Origin of the sequence: Actinacidiphila rubida (assembly GCF_900110255.1) — a bacterium.
Taxonomy (GTDB): domain Bacteria; phylum Actinomycetota; class Actinomycetes; order Streptomycetales; family Streptomycetaceae; genus Actinacidiphila; species Actinacidiphila rubida.
This window is the reverse complement of record NZ_FODD01000017.1, coordinates 25,540-42,622: the sequence shown is the minus strand read 5'-3', so window position 1 is coordinate 42,622 and position 17,083 is coordinate 25,540. Positions and strand designations below refer to the sequence as shown.

At 74.2% G+C, this 17,083-nt stretch carries 11 protein-coding genes; 4 read left to right on the top strand and 7 right to left on the bottom strand.

The genetic code is table 11. From position 1 onward, the window contains the following. Positions 1-3: 3 nt before the first annotated feature. Positions 4-1,038: a hypothetical protein gene (locus tag BMW99_RS42670; RefSeq protein WP_069465580.1), complete on the bottom strand. Its 1,035-nt coding sequence runs from the start codon at positions 1,036-1,038 to the stop codon at positions 4-6. A 99-nt stretch (positions 1,039-1,137) separates the two neighbouring features. Continuing rightward, positions 1,138-2,370 (bottom strand): fumarylacetoacetase, encoded by a 1,233-nt coding sequence (gene fahA / locus BMW99_RS17950; RefSeq protein ID WP_069465579.1) that lies wholly within the window; start codon positions 2,368-2,370, stop codon positions 1,138-1,140. Between the two features lie 339 nt (positions 2,371-2,709). On the opposite strand from fahA, the gene BMW99_RS17945 reads away from it, so the two are divergent. Next, the gene (locus BMW99_RS17945; RefSeq protein ID WP_245791528.1) at positions 2,710-4,116 is read left to right on the top strand and encodes an SDR family NAD(P)-dependent oxidoreductase; all 1,407 of its coding nucleotides are present in this window, start codon (positions 2,710-2,712) and stop codon (positions 4,114-4,116) included. 55 nt (positions 4,117-4,171) lie between these two features. On the opposite strand, the gene BMW99_RS17940 is transcribed toward BMW99_RS17945, so the two are convergent. Beyond that, positions 4,172-5,275, bottom strand: coding sequence for a LacI family DNA-binding transcriptional regulator (locus BMW99_RS17940; protein ID WP_079176102.1), 1,104 nt, complete (start codon positions 5,273-5,275; stop codon positions 4,172-4,174). Positions 5,276-5,654: 379 nt separating this feature from the next. On the opposite strand from BMW99_RS17940, the gene BMW99_RS17935 reads away from it, so the two are divergent. Then, positions 5,655-6,770, top strand: coding sequence for a PP2C family protein-serine/threonine phosphatase (locus BMW99_RS17935; protein ID WP_069467062.1), 1,116 nt, complete (start codon positions 5,655-5,657; stop codon positions 6,768-6,770). Between the two features lie 177 nt (positions 6,771-6,947). On the opposite strand, the gene BMW99_RS17930 is transcribed toward BMW99_RS17935, so the two are convergent. Further along, positions 6,948-7,400, bottom strand: a complete 453-nt coding sequence (locus BMW99_RS17930; RefSeq protein ID WP_069467061.1) for a universal stress protein — start codon at positions 7,398-7,400, stop codon at positions 6,948-6,950. A gap of 5 nt (positions 7,401-7,405) precedes the next feature. After that, positions 7,406-9,091 (bottom strand): MDR family MFS transporter, encoded by a 1,686-nt coding sequence (locus tag BMW99_RS17925; protein WP_079139021.1) that lies wholly within the window; start codon positions 9,089-9,091, stop codon positions 7,406-7,408. A gap of 427 nt (positions 9,092-9,518) precedes the next feature. On the opposite strand from BMW99_RS17925, the gene BMW99_RS17920 reads away from it, so the two are divergent. Continuing rightward, on the top strand, positions 9,519-10,922 hold the full coding sequence (locus BMW99_RS17920; protein WP_075017144.1) for a hypothetical protein: 1,404 nt from the start codon (positions 9,519-9,521) through the stop codon (positions 10,920-10,922). After that, a complete protein-coding gene (locus tag BMW99_RS17915; RefSeq protein WP_075017143.1) occupies positions 10,919-15,577 on the top strand; it encodes an FtsK/SpoIIIE domain-containing protein in 4,659 nt (1,552 codons plus the stop codon). Before BMW99_RS17920 ends, BMW99_RS17915 begins: the two co-directional genes overlap by 4 nt. Before the next feature lie 105 nt (positions 15,578-15,682). On the opposite strand, the gene BMW99_RS17910 is transcribed toward BMW99_RS17915, so the two are convergent. Together BMW99_RS17910 and BMW99_RS17905 are read right to left on the bottom strand one after the other, a co-directional pair. Beyond that, on the bottom strand, positions 15,683-15,988 hold the full coding sequence (locus BMW99_RS17910) for a hypothetical protein (RefSeq protein WP_069461764.1): 306 nt from the start codon (positions 15,986-15,988) through the stop codon (positions 15,683-15,685). 42 nt (positions 15,989-16,030) lie between these two features. Further along, a complete protein-coding gene (locus BMW99_RS17905) occupies positions 16,031-16,915 on the bottom strand; it encodes a hypothetical protein (RefSeq protein WP_069461763.1) in 885 nt (294 codons plus the stop codon). Between the last annotated feature and the right edge of the window lie 168 nt (positions 16,916-17,083).

Here is a 17,083-nt window from a genome sequence, read left to right as displayed (position 1 = left end):
GCGTCAGCCGGTGAAGCCGACGTGCACGTGGTCGTGGTGGGTGGCGTCGGAGAAGAACTGGTTGGCGGTCGCGCCGCCGGACAGCTGCACCGGCCCGCCGACGTTGTACGAGCCGGCCGCGGCGGCCGCGCGCATGAATCCGGTGATCAGCGCACGCGAGGTCGCCGGGTCCACCACGGGGTGGCCGTCGATCCGCCACACGTCGAACGCGCGGCCCTGCGGATGGTCGCTGGGCCGGTTCGTCCCGAAGACGTCGAGCGGATGGCCGGAACGCACCACGCTCACCGAGATCCGGTAGGGCCCGGCCAGCTTCTGCATCGCGTTCAGCACGCTGGCGTGCACCCGGCCGGAGCGGATGTCGGCGGCGGACGCCGGGGGCAGCGAGATCCGCGGGTTCGCCAGCACCTCGCGCTGCAGCGTGTCGAGCGGCGCGGCCGGGCCGGGCTGCGCCGGGTGCAGCGACGTGACCGACCAGCCGGAGGACGTGCGGGACAGGCGGACGTCCACGGTGGTGCCGCCGCTGCCGAGCGTCGTGCCGGTCCTGGTGATCTGGGAGCACACCACCAGGACGCTCGCCGAGTCGGAGAGGATGCCGCCGTACTGGGCGTCGATCACGTGGACGACGGCGGCGTCGGCGGCAGGGGTCAGGTTGCCCGTCTGTCCGGCCAGCGCGGTGGCCCGGGCGGCCGGGATGCCGAGCTTCTCCGCGCGGGCGGCCCGGTCGGCCGCCCCGCCCTGGCCGTCGGGCCAGGTCCCGAAGGCCTCGACGAGGCGGACGGCGGCGAGCTTCGCGGCGGGCTCGATCTCGCCGGGCCCGGGCTGCCAGGTGACCGGCGCGGGCAGGGCCGGGGTGGTGGCCGAGCCGGCGGCCGACTGGTGCGTCGGGGGCGCGGCGGATCCGCCGGCCGGCCGCTGGGTCGGGGACGCGGACGTGCCGCCGCCCCCGGAGCACCCCGCGGCGGCGGCGGCTGCCGCCGCGAGCAGCACCGTCCTGCGGCGCACCGCGGCGCCGCCCTCCGTTCCCGCAGCGTGTTCCACCCGGCCAGTATCCGCGCCGGGCGCCCGCGGCTCCCGCCCTGCGCGGCCGTCCGTGTCCCGGTGCCGCCCCCTGCCGCGGCTCCCGGGCCGGCCGGAGGCTCAGGGAGCGGGCGGCTGGACGACGGCGGTGACCTCGCCGAGGGAGAGGCGGGTGCCGGACGGGCCGGGGAACGTCGCGGAGATCGTGACCTCGTCCCCGTCCTCCAGGAAGGAGCGGCCGGTGCCGTCCGGGAGGGCGAGCGGCTCCCGGCCGTTCCAGGTGAGCTCGATGAGGGCGCCGCGGGAGTCGCGCTCGGGCCCGCTGACGGTGCCCGAGGCGAACAGGTCGCCGGCCCGCAGGGCCGCGCCGTTGACCGTCATGTGCGCCAGCATCTGCGCGTACGTCCAGTACATCGCCGAGAACGGCGGGCGCGCGACCACGTGCCCGTTGAGCCGGACCTCCAGGGCGATGTCCAGGCCGGCGGGCGGCCGCACCCCGCCGTCGTCGAGGTACGGCAGCAGCTCGGTGTCCCGGGCCGGCGGCTCCACCCGGGCGTGGGTCAGCGCGTCCAGCGGCACCACCCAGGGGGACAGCGACGTCGCGAAGGACTTGCCGAGGAACGGGCCGAGCGGCACGTACTCCCAGGACTGGAGGTCCCGCGCCGACCAGTCGTTGACCAGGCACACCCCGAAGACGTGCCGGTCGGCGTCCTGCAGCGCGACCCGGCTGCCCAGCGGCGTCGGCGCGCCGACCACGAAGCCCAGCTCCGCCTCGATGTCCAGCCGCCGCGACGGGCCGTACGAGGGGACCGCCTCGTCCGGTGCCTTGCGCTGCCCGCAGGGCCGGACGACCGGTGTGCCGGACACCACGACCGTGCCGGCCCGCCCGTGGTAGCCGATCGGCAGGTGCTTCCAGTTGGGGGTCAGCGGCTCGGAGCCCGGGCGGAAGATCCGCCCGAGGTTGGACGCGTGGTGCTCCGACGCGTAGAAGTCGACGTAGTCCGCGACCTCGAACGGCAGGTGCAGTGCCACCTCGTCCCGCGGCACCAGGCAGGGCCCGACGGCCGCCCGGTGCCCCGGCTCGGTCAGCCACCCTGCGACCTCGGCGCGGGCCTGCCGCCAGGCGGGGCGGCCCGCGGCCAGCAGCGCGTTGAGCGACGGCGCCTCCAGCAGCCCGGCGAGCTCGCCCGCCGCGCCGGTGGCGCGGGCGGCCGCGCCCGCGTCGAGGACGTGGTCGCCGTAGGCGACGCCCAGGCGCCGCGCACCGCCGCCCGTGCTGAACACCCCGTACGGCAGGTTGTCCGGGCCGAAGGGGGAGTCCTGCGGGACGTCGAAGGGGTTCACGGCGCTCAACGGACCTCCAGGGGTCGCCGGGTTCGGCCCGCGGCCGGACCGGGATCGCCGGGTTCCGGCCCGCGGCGGACGGAAACGCCCCGAGACTACCGCCGGGGGTGATCCGCGGGCGGAAGCGGACGCGCACGCGGACCAGCCGCCCGCCGCCCGCCGCGGAGTGCCGCCGCCCGCCGCGGACGGGTTTGGAGGAGCCGGACGTACAAACGTAAAGTTCGCTCCAAAGTGCGGGGGCGCGACGGAGAGAGCAGCAGCGGGATGACGGCGACGACACAGGACGTGCACGGCCTCGGGCCGGAGGAGGACCCGTCCGCGGGCGTGCCCGGGATCGACCCTGCCCGCATGGCGGTGTGCCTGTCGGTGCTGGCCGACCTCGACGGCCTGCCCCTGGACCACCCGGACGCCGTCGCGGTACGGCGGGCCACGGCCGGCATCTACCGTGAGGTGAAGCAGCGCCGCCGCCAGGAGCGCAGGGCCGCCAAGACCGCCAACGACAAGGCGGTCACCGAGGCCACCGCCACCGGCGCCGCCGACCGCATCGACGACGAGACGCTCGGCATCCGGCTCGCGCCCTCGGTGACCACCGAGATCGCCGGCATCCTGCAGCGCCCCCGGTCCTGCTACATCTGCAAGACCCGGTACGTCGAGGTGGACGCGTTCTACCACCAGCTGTGCCAGCCGTGCGCGCAGGAGAACCGGGCCCGGCGCGACGCGCGCACCGACCTGACGGGGCGCCGCGCGCTGCTCACCGGCGGCCGCGCCAAGATCGGCATGTACATCGCGCTGCGGCTGCTGCGTGACGGCGCCCACACCACCATCACCACCCGCTTCCCGAACGACGCGGTCCGCCGCTTCAAGGCCATGCCGGACAGCGCGGAGTGGATCCACCGGCTGAAGATCGTCGGTATGGACCTGCGCGACCCCGCGCAGGTCGTCGCCCTCGCCGACTCGGTGGCCGCCGAGGGGCCGCTGGACATCCTGATCAACAACGCCGCGCAGACCGTGCGCCGGTCGCCGCAGGCGTACGGCGAGCTGGTGGCCGCGGAGTCCGCGCCGCTGCCGGCCGGGGAACTGCCCGCGCGCGAGATCTTCGGCGCCTTCGGCTCCGGCGCGCCGGCCGCGCCCGCGCTGCCCGGGCCGCGCCGCGAGGGGCTGACCGCGCAGGACGTGACCGACCTCGCGCTCGTCAGCGGTTCCGCGACGCTCGCCAGGATCGAGGCGGGCACCGCGATCGACGCGGGCGGCCTGGTGCCGGACCTGGACCCGTCCAACACCTGGGTGCAGACCGTCGGCGAGGTGGACCCGGTCGAGCTGCTGGAAGTGCAGCTGTGCAACGTCACCGCGCCGTTCGTGCTGGTGAGCCGGCTGCGGCCGGCGATGGCCGCGGCCGCCGCGCGCCGCAAGTACGTGGTCAACGTCTCGGCCATGGAAGGGCAGTTCAGCCGCGGCTACAAGGGACCCGGGCACCCGCACACCAACATGGCGAAGGCCGCGCTCAACATGCTCACCCGCACCAGCGCGCAGGAGATGCTGGAGACGGACGGCATCCTGATGACCGCGGTGGACACCGGCTGGATCACCGACGAGCGCCCGCACCCGGACAAGGTCCGGCTGGCCGCCGAGGGCTTCCACGCGCCGCTGGACCTGGTCGACGGCGCCGCCCGGGTGTACGACCCGATCGTCCGCGGCGAGGCCGGCGAGGACCTGTTCGGCTGCTTCCTGAAGGACTACGCGCCCTCGGCCTGGTGACCCGTGCGGGCCGCGCGCACGCCCCGGCGCGGGGCCACCGGCGGCCGGGCGGCGGTCACGGCCGCGGTGGCGGCGCGGTGCTGCCCCTGACCACCAGCTCGCCGGCCACCTCCACCCGCGTCGTCTCCGGCCGCTCCCCGCCCAGCAGTTGGAGCACCATCCGGGCGGCGACCGCGGCCATCTCGGGCAGCGGGGTGCGGACCGTGGTCAGCGGCGGCGTCACCCACTCCGCGAACGGCAGGTCGTCGAAGCCCACCACGCTCACGTCGTGCGGCACCCGCAACCCCAGGGCTGCGGCCGCCCGGTAGGTGCCGAGCGCCTGCTGGTCGCTGCCGGCGAAGATCGCGGTCGGCCGTTCCGGCAGCCGCAGCAGGTCCAGGGCGTGGCGGTACGCGGGCTCGGTGCGGAAGTCCCCCCAGCGCACCAGCCGCGGGTCGAACGGCAGGCCCGCCTCCTCCAGCGCCGAGCGGAAGCCGTCGACGCGGGCCCGGGACGACAGCCGGTCCCGGGGCCCGCCGATCACCGCGATCCCGCGGTGGCCCAGCCGCACCAGGTGCCGGGTCGCGGCCAGGCCGCCCGGCCAGTTCGTCGCCCCCACCCACGGCACGCCCGGCGGCGGCTCCTCCACCGGCGCGATGAGCGCGTACGGGACGCCCAGCCGCCGCAGTTCGGCGTGCTCGTGCGCGTCGAGCTCAGGAACGACGAGGATCGCCCCGCGGGTCCTGCGGGTGGCCAGCGAGTCCAGCCAGCGTCCGGCCGTGGGGCCGCCGCGCTCCCGGGCCGCCGAGACGACCATGCCCATCCCGACCGCGTGCAGCGCCTCCTCGGCGCCGCGGATCAGCTCGACCGCCCACGGGCCGTCGAGCTCCTTGATGACGAAGTCCAGCAGCCCGCCGGGGGCGAGCGCGGTGGCCGCGGGGCGGGAGCGGGCGAGATAGCCGTGCTGCTCCAGCAGCCGCTGCACCCTGGCGCGGGTGCGGGACGCGACGTCGGAGCGGTCGTGCAGCACCTTGGAGACGGTGGAGACGGACACGCCGGCCTGGTGGGCGATGTCGGCCAGCGTGGTGCCGCCGCTCCGCCGTCCGGGTCCGGTGGCCGGATCCCACGCCGGCCCGGCGCCGCGTGACGTGTCCGGTTCGCCGTCCGGGTCCGGGACCATGTGCCGCCCTCCGCCTGCCGCGGAGCACCTCGCACCGCCGATCCCGAGAAGTATGGCAACGCCCGCGCGGGACGGCGCCGCCCGCCGCTCGCCTGGACGTCCGGTTCGCTGTCCCGCTCCCCGGCCCCGCGGGTAGCCGGCAGGCGGTGGTGGCCGTGGCACCGGCGGCGGTGGTGCCGGTGCCGGGCGGTGCACGGCAGGACGTATGCCGTGCCCGCGTCCGCGCGCCCGGCGTGCGCGCTCACCCCGTGCTCGCGGCTGCGCGTACCGTCACCGCGGCCGGGGATGGGGCGGCGGGCAACAGGTGGAGGCCGCGGGCGCACGGTAATTTTGAGTCATGGAGCCGACCGGCCCGCATGGACGGTCGCGGGTGTCGCGGATGCTGCGATCCCCGTGGGCGCGGCTCGCCGCACCGCTGGCGTTCGTCGCGCTGCTGCTGGGCGGCGACCTCGCCGGCGGCACCTCCATCCGCATCGGCGGCCTCATGATCGCCGTGCCGGCGCTGTGCGCGGTGTTCCTGGGGCCGCGGCAGGTCCTGTTCGTCACCGTCGTGACGTTCGGCTGCGTGATCATCGCGGCGGAGGACAACCACCAGTTCGACTCGGCGAACTTCCCCGTGGTCATCGGCACGGTCGTGCTGATCGGCGTCGGCGCGGTCACGGCCGCCTCGATCCGCGCCAGACGCGAGCGGCAGCTCGCCCAGGCGCGATGGGTGGCCACCGTCGCCCAGCAGGTGCTGCTGCGCCCGCTGCCCGCCCGGCTCGGAACGCTCAGCCTGGCCTCGCTGTACATGGCGGCCGAGGAGGAGGCCGCGATCGGCGGCGACCTGTACGCGGCGACGGTGCTCGACTCCGGCGAGCCCCGGCTGATGATCGGCGACGTCCAGGGCAAGGGCCTGGGCGCGGTGGAGGTCGCCGGGTTCCTGATGACCGGCTTCCGGCGGGCGGCCCGCCGCCGCGTGAAGCTGGCCGACCTGCCGGACTACCTCGACCGCCGGCTCCGCGAGGACCTGCTCGACCTGGCGGAGACCGCGCCGCCCGCCCCGGAGGGGGTACGGGCCGCTCCCCGCAGCGGCCCGCGCCTGCTGGAGGGCTTCGTGACCGCGGTCGTCGTGGACGTGGACGACGGGGGGCGCCGGCTGCGCGTCGCGAACTGCGGGCACCCGCCGCCGCTGCTGCTGCACGGCGGCACCGTGCGGCGCCTGGTCCCGGAGGTCCCGGCGCTGCCGCTGGGGCTGGGCGACATCGGCGAGGAGCGGCACGATGTCGACACCTACGCCCTGGACCCCGGCGACGTCCTGCTGCTGTACACGGACGGCGTCACCGAGGCCCGCGACCCCGACGGCGCCTTCTACCCGCTGGCCGACCGGCTCGGCGCGTGGTCCGCCGATCCACCGGAAGCGCTGCTGCGGCACCTGCGCGAGGACCTGCTGCTGCACGCGGCCGGCAGCCTCGGCGACGACGTGGCGATGGTCGCGGTGCAGCGGCCCGCGTGACGGTGCGGTGAGGCCGCCGTGCCTGACCGCCTGACCGCCTGACCGCCTGACCGTTGGCCGGTTGGCCCGTTGGCCCGTTGGCCGGTTGGCCCGTTGGTCCTTTGGCGTGCTCGCGTGCTCGTCGGCCTCGCCCTGACCGGCCGCTGCCCCGCGGGGGGACGGCCCGCGGGGCAGGGGTCAGGGGACGACCACGACGGGCCAGCGGCCGGTCCTGATCAGGCGGCTGCCGGTGGCGCCGCCGAAGCGGTGGCAGAGGGCGTGCGACGTGCCGACCACGACCGTGTCGGCGCGTCTCCCGTCGGCGACCCGTGCGATGCCCGCGACCGGGTCGCCGACCGGCAGCACCTCGAACTCCCAGCGCAGCGTCCGCGCCTCGACCATGCAGGACAGGCCGGCCGTGATCCGGTCACGCATCCGGTCCGCGGCCGTCAGATCCGGCCCGGCCAGCAGCCAGGCGGCCCCGGCCAGCATCGCCAGCGGGTGGGCGGGCAGCACGTGCACGAGGACGAGCAGGGCCTCCTGGCGGCGGGCCAGGCCGACGGCGTAGGCGACGGCACGCCAGGAGGAGTCGGAGTCGTCGAGTCCCGCGACGACGACCCGCGCACCGTCGCCCCTGCCCGGTGGTACCACCGGGGCTACGGCTGGACGCGGTCGGACCCGGCGGCGCTCCCCGCGCCCGCCTCCGTCTTGTCGGCGAAGGCCGCGGCGGTGGTGCGCAGCGGGACCTCCTTGATCATCAGGGCCAGGACGACGGCGATCACCAGCACGGCCGCGCCCACCAGGAAGGCCACGTTCATGGACTCGGTGAAGCCCACCTTGAACGGGTGTGCCAGCGCCGGGTCGAGGCGCTTGACGAACGACGTGTCGTTCAGCGAGCCGGCGCTGCCGGACGACGCCGCGTTGAGGAGCTTCACCTGGTCCGGGTGCGCCTGGGCGGCCTGCTGGAACGGCGCGGTGCCCTTCGCGTCCGCGAACGCCGAGCCGATCTTCCCGCCCACCGCCGAGTACACGATGGACAGGAACACCGCGACGCCGAGGGTGCCGCCCATCTGCCGGAAGAACGTGGCCGACGACGTGGCGACGCCGATGTCCCGCGGCGGCACGGCGTTCTGCATCGCCAGCACCAGCGTCTGCATGTTCAGGCCGAGGCCGGCGCCGACCACGAACATCGCCAGGTCGACGTAGAGCAGGCTGCTGTCGGCCTTCAGCTGCCACAGCATCAGCATGCCGGCGACCAGCAGTACGCAGCCGATGACGGGGAAGATCTTGTAGCGGCCGGTCCGCGAGGTGACCTGGCCGGACACCATGGACAGCACCATGATCCCGAGCATCAGCGGAAGGGTCAGCAGGCCCGCCTTGGTGGGGGAGTTGCCCTTGACGAGCTGGAGGTACAGCGGGATCAGGGTGATGCCGCCGAACATCCCGATACCGACGATCGCCGACTGCGCGGAGCCGATGGAGAACACGCTGTTGCGGAACAGCCGCATCGGCAGCAGCGCCTCGTCGCCCGCCCGCCGTTCGACGAACAGGAACGCCGCCGTCCCGACCGCGCCGATGACGTAGCAGAGCACGGACGTCCCGCTGCCCCAGCCCCACTCGCGGCCCTGCTCGGCGACGATCAGCAGCGGCACCAGCGCGACCATCAGCGCGACCGCGCCCGCGTAGTCCACGCGGTGCGCGCGGCGCTCCTGGTGGACGTGCAGCACGCGGGCGACCACGGCCATCGCCAGCAGGCCGATCGGCACGTTGATGAGGAAGATCCAGCGCCATCCGTCGATGCCCAGCAGCTGGTCCTGTCCGGCCAGCGCGCCGCCGATCACCGGGCCGAGCACGCTGGAGGTCGCGAACGTGGCCATGAAGTAGCCCTGGTACCGGGCGCGTTGCCGCGGCGCGATGATGTCGCCGATGATCGCCAGGGCCAGCGAGAACAGGCCGCCGGCGCCGATGCCCTGGAACGCCCGGAAGGCGGCCAGCATGTACATCGACGTGGACAGCATGCACAGCGCCGAGCCGACGATGAACACGGCGATGGCGAAGAGGAAGAACGGCTTGCGGCCGTACTGGTCGGAGAGCTTGCCGTAGAGCGGCGTGGCCACGGTCGAGGTGATCAGGAAGGCGGTGGTCACCCAGGCCTGCGCGGTCAGCCCGTTGAGGCTCTCGCCGATCTTGTAGATCGCGGTGGACACGACCGTCTGGTCCAGCGCGGCCAGGAACATGCCCAGCAGCAGACCGGAGAGGATCACCATTATCTGGCGGTGGGTGTACGCCGTCGGCGGCGCTTCGACGCCTGCCGCCGGTGCGGCGTCTGCTGCAGCTGTCATGGAGCCGAGTCCTCCTGGTGCGGTTCGCGAGGGCCGTCGCCGGCCGTGCCACGGGCGAGAAGCGTTACTTGCCCCGGGCAACGTTGGGGCCAGATTACGCCTGGACTCCGGAGTAGGGCTCAAGTGCGCCTCGTGGACGTCACTATCGAGCCGTTCGCCGCTGCGGGTGTGGAACTTGTGCGGATGTCGGGTGACAGGAAGGTGACATCCGGCTGTACCGTTCCGCCTTCCGCGGGCGCAGGTGCCGCAAACCGTCGTCCCGGCGACCGAACCGGGCGCGAACAGGGACGTGTTCCCGTTTACACTCCACCAAGAACGTGGATGGCGACGACAAGCGTCCGGTCATATCCGCACAGCATGCGGCACCGGACGGGCACCACGAGGGACGTGGCCACCTCAACGACACCGACCGACCTCCGAGGTTTTCGTGCACATCCACCAGGCGGTCCCGGCGGCCGCCGCGCCCCAGGCGCATACGGCGCTCGCCCTGCAGTGGAGCTCCGGGACGAGTGCACTGCTCGCGGCGCTCGTGGAACTGCTCCTCCTCGTCCTGCTGTTGCTGCGGGTCCTGGTGCGCAGGCAGGGCGGCTGGCGCCGGGCCTGGCACGCGCTCGGGCGGCAGATCCTGCTGACCTGGCGGGCGTTCGCCGACCCGGTCCGCGAGTTCCTGCGCTTCAAGGCGTCGGTGCGGCAGTTGACCCGGCTGCTGTCCTCGACCGAGACGCGGGCCACCGCCGCCGAGGCGCTCGACGACGCCGACGACGTCCTCGCGGCCACCGCCGACGGCGCCTACGGGTACGCGGTGCGCGTCGAGCAGGTGTCCCGGCCGGCGGCCGAGGTCGCCGTGCACCTCGCGGGCCGCCGGGTGCCGCAGCCGGCCGAGCCCTGGCAGCGGCAGGACGGCGACGAGCGGCTGTGGACCGCGCCGGCCGCCGAACTCCTCGGCGCCGCGGGCGGGGACCGCGCCCTGCCGGACCCGCAGGCCGCGACCGGCGCCGCCGCCGAGAACGCCGAGAACGCCGAGAACGCCGAGAACGCAGCCGTCCCAGCACGGGCCCGCCTGCTCGTGCCCGTCGGCCTGCGCGGCGACGCCGTCGTGATGGTCGACCTGCTGCGCGGCCCCGGCGTGCTGACCACCCACGGCAGCACGGCCGGCGGCCGCTCCTTCGTGCAGGCCCTGGCCGCCTACCTCGACATGGCCGGCGGTGACGCCGAAGTGCTGGTGGCCGCGGGCGTGCACCCCCGCCACCACGGCTCCGACCTCGACGAGCTGCTCGCGTCGGTGGAGCGCCGCGCGGTCGAACCGGCCGCCCCCGTCGTGCTGGTGTGCGCGGCCCCCGACGAGCAGCAGGCCGAGCGGCTGATCGGGCTCGCCCGCGACGGCCGCTTGTGCGCGCTGGTCGCCGGACCCGTCGCCGGCCACCGCTGGGAGATCCACGTGGACGCCCGCGGCCGCGTCCGCGCACCCGGGTTCGCGTTCACCGCGGACGCCGCCCCGCTGGGCCCCGCGGTCGCCCGCACCGCCCGCAAGGGGCTGCGCGCCGGTGGCGGTCCCGCCCCCCGACCTCGCGCGGCCGTGCCCCAGGCCCGTCGCACGGCACCGGCACCGGCCCCCGCGCCGTCGTCGCCGCCCCTGCCCTCCCTGCCACGGCAGGCGGTGCTGCCGCCCGGCACCGTGACGGTCCCGCCGATCGAGTCCGCCACCGAGCCGCCCGCCTCCGCCGTCCGCGACCTGTTCGCCGAACCGGAGATCACCGGCGTCTCCGCGGCGGACGGGCGCCACGCCGCGTCGTATGCCACCCCCCACGAGGAAAACCGGAACGAGTCGTGAAACTCCTCATCACCACCGTCGACGGCGAGCGGCGCGAACGCCGGGACGTCCTGCTCAACGCCGCGGCGGGCACCTCCGTCCGGCGGCTGGCCCCCGAACTCCTCGCCGCCCACCGGGGAACCGCGCCCGGCGGGGACGCCGTCCCCGCGACCGGCGAGGCCGCCGGTCCGGTCCTCTACCTCGACGACCTGCCCCTGGACCCGGAGTCGACCCTGTCGGCGGCCGGAATCCGGGACGGCAGCACCATCGGCCTGGGCGCGCCCGTCGCGGGCAGCGCCACCGCCTACGGCCCGGCCCGGCACGAGATGCCGACGCCCGCCAGGCCCGGAGCCGGGCCCGAGGCCGAACTGCAGGTGATCGGCGGTCCGCTGGCCGGCCGCGTGCACCTGCTGGGCATGGGCGCCCACCTGCTGGGCCCGGTCCCGGGCAGTTCGGTTCCGCTGGCCGGCCGCGGTGTGCCCGACGCGGGCCTGCGGATCGCGGTCCGCCCCGACGGCACCGTGCTGGCCGAACTGCCCGGCGGGGACGCCCAGGTCCGGTTGTCGCTGCCGGAGCCGCCGGCGCCGCGCCCGCGCGCCGACGTCACCGCCCTGCCGCCCGAGCCCGTGCCCGAGCCGGGCCGGCGGCCCGCCGAACCCGATCCGGTGCCGGACGGCTGGACGCCGTGGCCGCTGGACGGCGAACTCGTCCTCGGCGAGCACCTGCTGCGGGTCGTGCGGCCCACGCCGGCGGACGCGGCGGTCGTGCCGTCCGCGCACGACACCACCCTGGACTTCAACCGGCCGCCGCGACTGCTGCCGCCGCTGCAGCCGGAGACGTTCCGGCTGCCCGCCCCGCCGGAGGCCCCGAAGCGGCGGCCCATCCCCTTCCTGGTGATGATCGCGCCCATGTTCCTGGGCGTCGCCATGGTCTGGCTGCTGCACTCGTACTACTTCCTGGTCTTCATGATCCTCAGCCCCGTCATGGGCTTCGGCAACTGGCTGAGCGGGCGCCGCAGCGGCCGCAAGGACTTCCTGAACGCGGTCGCCAACTACCGGCTGCGGCGCGCCTCCCTGGAGGCCGACGTCCGCGCCAAGGTCGACACCGAGCGCCGGGTGCGGGTCGCGTCCGCGCCGGACCCGGCGGTCGTCGGCCAGATGGCCGTGGGCCCCGGCGCCCGGCTGTGGGAGCGCCGCCGCAGCGACCCGGACAACCTGATCCTGCGGATCGGCACGACCCGGCAGCAGTCCCTGCTGCAGATCGAGGACTCCTCCCGCGAGGACAACCACCGCACGGTCTTCTGGCAGATCCCCGACATGCCGATCGGCGTGGACATGGCCGGCAGCCTGGTCGTCGGCATCGCCGGCGCCGAGGAGCCGGCCCGGTCCCTGGCCCGCTGGGCGGTCGCCCAGGCGGCCGTGCTGCACAGCCCGCGCGACCTGAAGATCTGCGTGCTGACCGACAGCGGCGCCGCCGACTCGTGGCAGTGGGCCCGCTGGCTGCCGCACACCCGGTCCGGGCTGTCCACCGGCCAGGACAACGCGCCGGTCATCCTGCTCGGCAACGACCCGGAGACCGTGGCCAACCGCGTCACCGAGCTGATCAACCAGATCCGCACCCGCACCATGTCGCAGCAGGCGACGCTGCGCGGCGCGCTGGCCAGCCAGCCCGACGTGCTCGTGGTGCTCGACGGCGCCCGCGAACTGCGCGACGTGCCCGGCATGGTCCAGGTGCTCAAGGAGGGCCCGGCCTGCGGGATCTACCCGTTGTGCATCGACCGCGAGGAGCGGATGCTGCCCGAGGAGGCCAACGCGGTGGTGTCCCTCGCCAGGGACACCCTGACGCTGCGCCGCACCGGGATGCCGGACGTCACCGGCATCCGGCCCGACTACGTGACCGCCGAGTGGGCCGAACGGCTCGCCCGCGGCATCGCGCCCGTCATCGACGTCACGCCCGACGCCGGCGGCGGCCTGCCCGACCAGGTCTCGCTGCTCGACCTGCTGGACCTCGAACCGCCCGGCGCCGACACGATCCTGGAGCGCTGGACCCGCCGCCCGGCCTCCACCTCGGTGCTGCTCGGCCAGGGGTTCGACCGGCCGGTCTCCTTCGACCTGGTCAAGGACGGCCCGCACGCGCTCATCGCCGGCACCACCGGCTCCGGCAAGTCGGAACTGCTGCAGACGTTCGTCGCGTCACTGGCCGCGGTCAACCACCCCGACGAGCTGACGTTCGTGCTCGTCGACTACAAGGGCGGCAGCGCCTTCAAGGACTGCGTCCGGCTGCCGCACACCCTCGGCATGGTCACCGACCTCGACAGCCACCTCGTGCAGCGGGCGCTGGCGTCGCTGACCGCGGAACTCATCCGCCGCGAGCACATGCTGGCCGCCGCCGGCGCCAAGGACCACCCGGAGTACCGGGCGTTGCGGCGCCGCGACCCGTCACTGCCGCCGATGCCGCGACTGCTGCTGATCATCGACGAGTTCGCGACCCTCGCCCGGGAGATCCCCGACTTCATCCCCGGCCTGGTGGGCATCGCCCAGCGCGGCCGCTCCCTCGGCCTGCACATGGTGCTGGCCACCCAGCGGCCGGCCGGCGTCGTCACCAACGACATCCGCGCCAACACCAACCTGCGGATCTCGCTGCGCGTCACCGACACCAACGACAGCACCGACGTCCTGGACGTCCCCGACGCGGCCAGCATCTCCTCCGGCACGCCCGGCCGCGCCCTGGTGCGCACCGGCCACCGCTCCGCGATGAGCTTCCAGACGGCGTACGTCGGTGCCCCGCGTCCCGAGGAGGCCGGGCCCGCGGGCGCCGCCCCCGACGGGGCCGCGGACGACGGAGGAGACGGCGACGGGCAGCCGGCGTACGACGACGAGTCGACGCTGTGGAGCACGCCGCTGCCCTGGCAGCGCCTGGGGCGCGCGGTCGAGGCACCCGAGGACGAGGAGTCGGAGTTCCCCGAACTCGACGCGGACGAGGGGCCGACCGACCTGATGGTCCTCGTCGACGCCATCCGCGAGGCGGCCGAGCGCTCCGGGCACGTGCCCGCGTCCAGCCCGTGGCTGCCGCCGCTGGAGATGTCCCTCGACCTGTCCGAACTGCCCGCGCCGCGGCCGCCGACCGGCGACGGCCGGATGGTGCCGGCGGCGTGGGCCCGCGAGGACCTGCCGTCGCTGCAGATCCAGCCGCCGGTGATGCTCGACCTCGACGAGTTCGGCCACCTGTACGTGATGGGCATGCCGCGGTCCGGCAGGTCGCAGACGCTGCGCACCATCGCCGCCGCGGTCGCCCGCGCCAACTCCTGCGCCGACGTCCACTTCTACGCCGTGGACGCGGCCGGCGGCGCGCTGTCCGCGCTGTCCGCGCTGCCGCACACCGGTGCGGTCGTGCCGCGGGCCGACATCGAGCGGCTGAACCGGCTGCTGAACCGGCTCACCGCCGAACTGGTGCGCCGCCAGGAACTGCTGGCCACCCATTCGGCGAGCACCCTGACCGAACTGCGCGGCGTGCTGCCGCCCGGGCAGCGGCCGGCCCACCTCGTGCTGCTGATCGACGGCTGGGACACCCTGAACGCCCTGATCTCGGACATCGAGGACGGACGGATGGTCGCCCAGGTCGCCACGCTGCTGCGCGAGGGCTCGGCGGTCGGCGTCCACGTCGTCGCGACCTCGGAACGCGCCCTGATGGGCGGCCGGATCGCCGCGCTCAACGACAACAAGCTGCTGCTGCGGATGAGCGAGCCGGGCGACTTCGTCATGCACGGCATCGACCGGGCCCGCATCCCGTCGGCGATGGGCCCCGGGCGCGGCTTCCGCACCGAGGGCGGCAACGAACTCCAGGTGGCGGTGCTGCCCGGCGGTCCCAGCGGCCAGGAGCAGGCCGAGGCGCTGCGGCTGATCGGCAGCGAGGCGGCGCGCCGCGACCAGGACGTGCCGCCGTCCGCGCGGCCGTTCCGGATCGAGACGCTGCCGTCGCAGATCCCCTTCAAGGACGCCTGGGCCAGGGCCTCGGCGGCCGAGCAGCGGCGGCCGCTGCACGGCCTGGTGGGCCTCGGCGGCGACGACGTCGCCCCGGTGTGGGCGGACTTCGCCGGTGTCTCCGCGTCGTACGTGATCGTCGGCCCGCCCGGCTCCGGGCGCAGCACCGCCCTGGCGTCGCTGGCGGCCTCGCTGCTGCGCGGCGGCACCGGGGTGGTGGCCCTCACGCCCCGGGAGTCGCCGCTGCGGGCCCTGGAGGGGCGCAGGGGAGCGGCGGTGATCACCTCGCTGCAGCCGACCGAGCACGACGTCACGACCGCGCTGGAGTCGGTCGGCGGCGGCCCGGCGGTGCTGCTCGTCGACGACGCCGACCTGCTGGCGATGACGCCCGCCGACAACCTGCTGCGCGACATCGCCGCGTCCGGCCGCGACCGCTCGCTGGGCATCGCCGTCGCGGGACCCGCCGAGGCACTGGTGTCCCCGCTGAGCAGCTGGATCGGGCAGGTGCGCAGGTCCCGCAAGGGGCTGCTGCTGTCGCCGCAGAGCGTCGGCGAGGGCGACATCCTGGGCCTGCGGCTCCCGCACAACATCATCCGGGTCAACCGGGTGCCCGGCCGCGGGTACACCACGGACGTGACGGGCGCGCTGCTCACCGTCCTGGTCCCGGAGACCTCGCCGGGGCAGGACGCGGGCTGAGCCGTACGGCCCGCACGCGCGGGCCGCACACGGCGCCGTACCACGCCGAAGGGTGCCGGCCGCGGAAGATCCGCGGCCGGCACCCTTCGCCGTTCGGGCGGGCGGTCAGCCCTGGTTGATCTGCTTCGCCATGGTGGTGTCCATGTCGTTGATCTGCGTCTTGATGTCGGTGAACTGCTTGGCGAAGTCGCCGATCTTGGTGACGATCTGCGACAGCTGGGTGGTGAACTGCTCGTAGGCATGCTGCATCGCCGGGCTGGTCTGCTGCAGGAACAGGCCGTCGGCGAGCAGGTTGTCCACCGACGTCTTCAGCGTCATCAGCTGCGGGTTGATGTTCTGCACCGCGTTGTTGAGCTGCGACGAGACGGTGTCGATCTGGTTGTACTCGAGCTGGACGTTGTTGCTACCCATGTGCCCTGACCTCGCTCTGTGATGGTGGCTGTTCTGCCGCTGCTACTGCTGCTGGTGGCTGCCCGCGGTGGGGTGCGGGCCCCCGTTGCCGTTGCCGTGCCCGTTGTTGCCGTTGCCGTCGCCGTTGTTGCTGTCGTCCTTCTTCGTCCACTGGGGATCGGCGCCGTTGACGCCGGTACCCGTGTAGACGGTGACGGTCTTCTTCCCGTCGGCATCGGTGGTGGTGTCGGTCCTGGTCCCCGTGCCGTCGGCGTTGCCGTGCACCTCCTCGACGGTCGTGCTGCCGTCGCTGTGGTTCACGGTCGAGTTGTAGCTGCCGTTGTCGCCGAACGTGGTGTTCTCGTGGTAGGACATGCCGCCCTGGCCGTCACTGATCGTCGTGTTGCTGCCGGTCAGATTGCCGTTGGCGTCATAGGTGTTGGTGGTCGTGTGCTTGCTGCCGTCCGACGCGGTGTAGGTGTACGTGGTCGGCTCGGCCCCCGGATCGGCGGGCGGCTTGTCCGGGTCGGCCAGCGGCACCTGCTTCTCGTACGGGTTCCCGTTGTCGTCGAAGCCGTGCACCGTGACGTACGTCTCGCTGAGCTTCTTCCAGCTGTCGTACTCCATCTTGTGCATGTTCCAGATGGCGTGCTCGAAGCCGAGGGCCTGCTCGTTGCCGACGGCCGCGTACTGCGCGTCCTGGTCGAACCACTGCTGCGCGACCGTGGTGTACGTCCCGCTGAGCGATTCCAGCAGGTCCCAGGCGTGCTTGAACGCGCCCTTCCAGGCCTGGTAGTACCAGTCGATGCCGAGCGAGGCGTCCGCGCCCACCTCGTTCGGCGGGTAGTAGTGGTTCGCCTGGCGGGCGTCGGACACCTTGTTCTTGAGGGTGTCGGTGTCCTTGCCGAGCTGGTTGAGCAGCTCATAGTCGATAACGATGTCGGCCACTCGTCACCCTCCGCTTCGCGGCGTTCAACTCTTCATGAGATCACGTATGTTGGACGTCTGCGGTTCCGGGACTCGACGTCTCAATACGTGACTCCCGGGGGTGACCATAATCTCTGTGGCTCCTGAGAACCAAGTCCACGCCTCCCCGCGTGGAAGCAGGCAGCGACG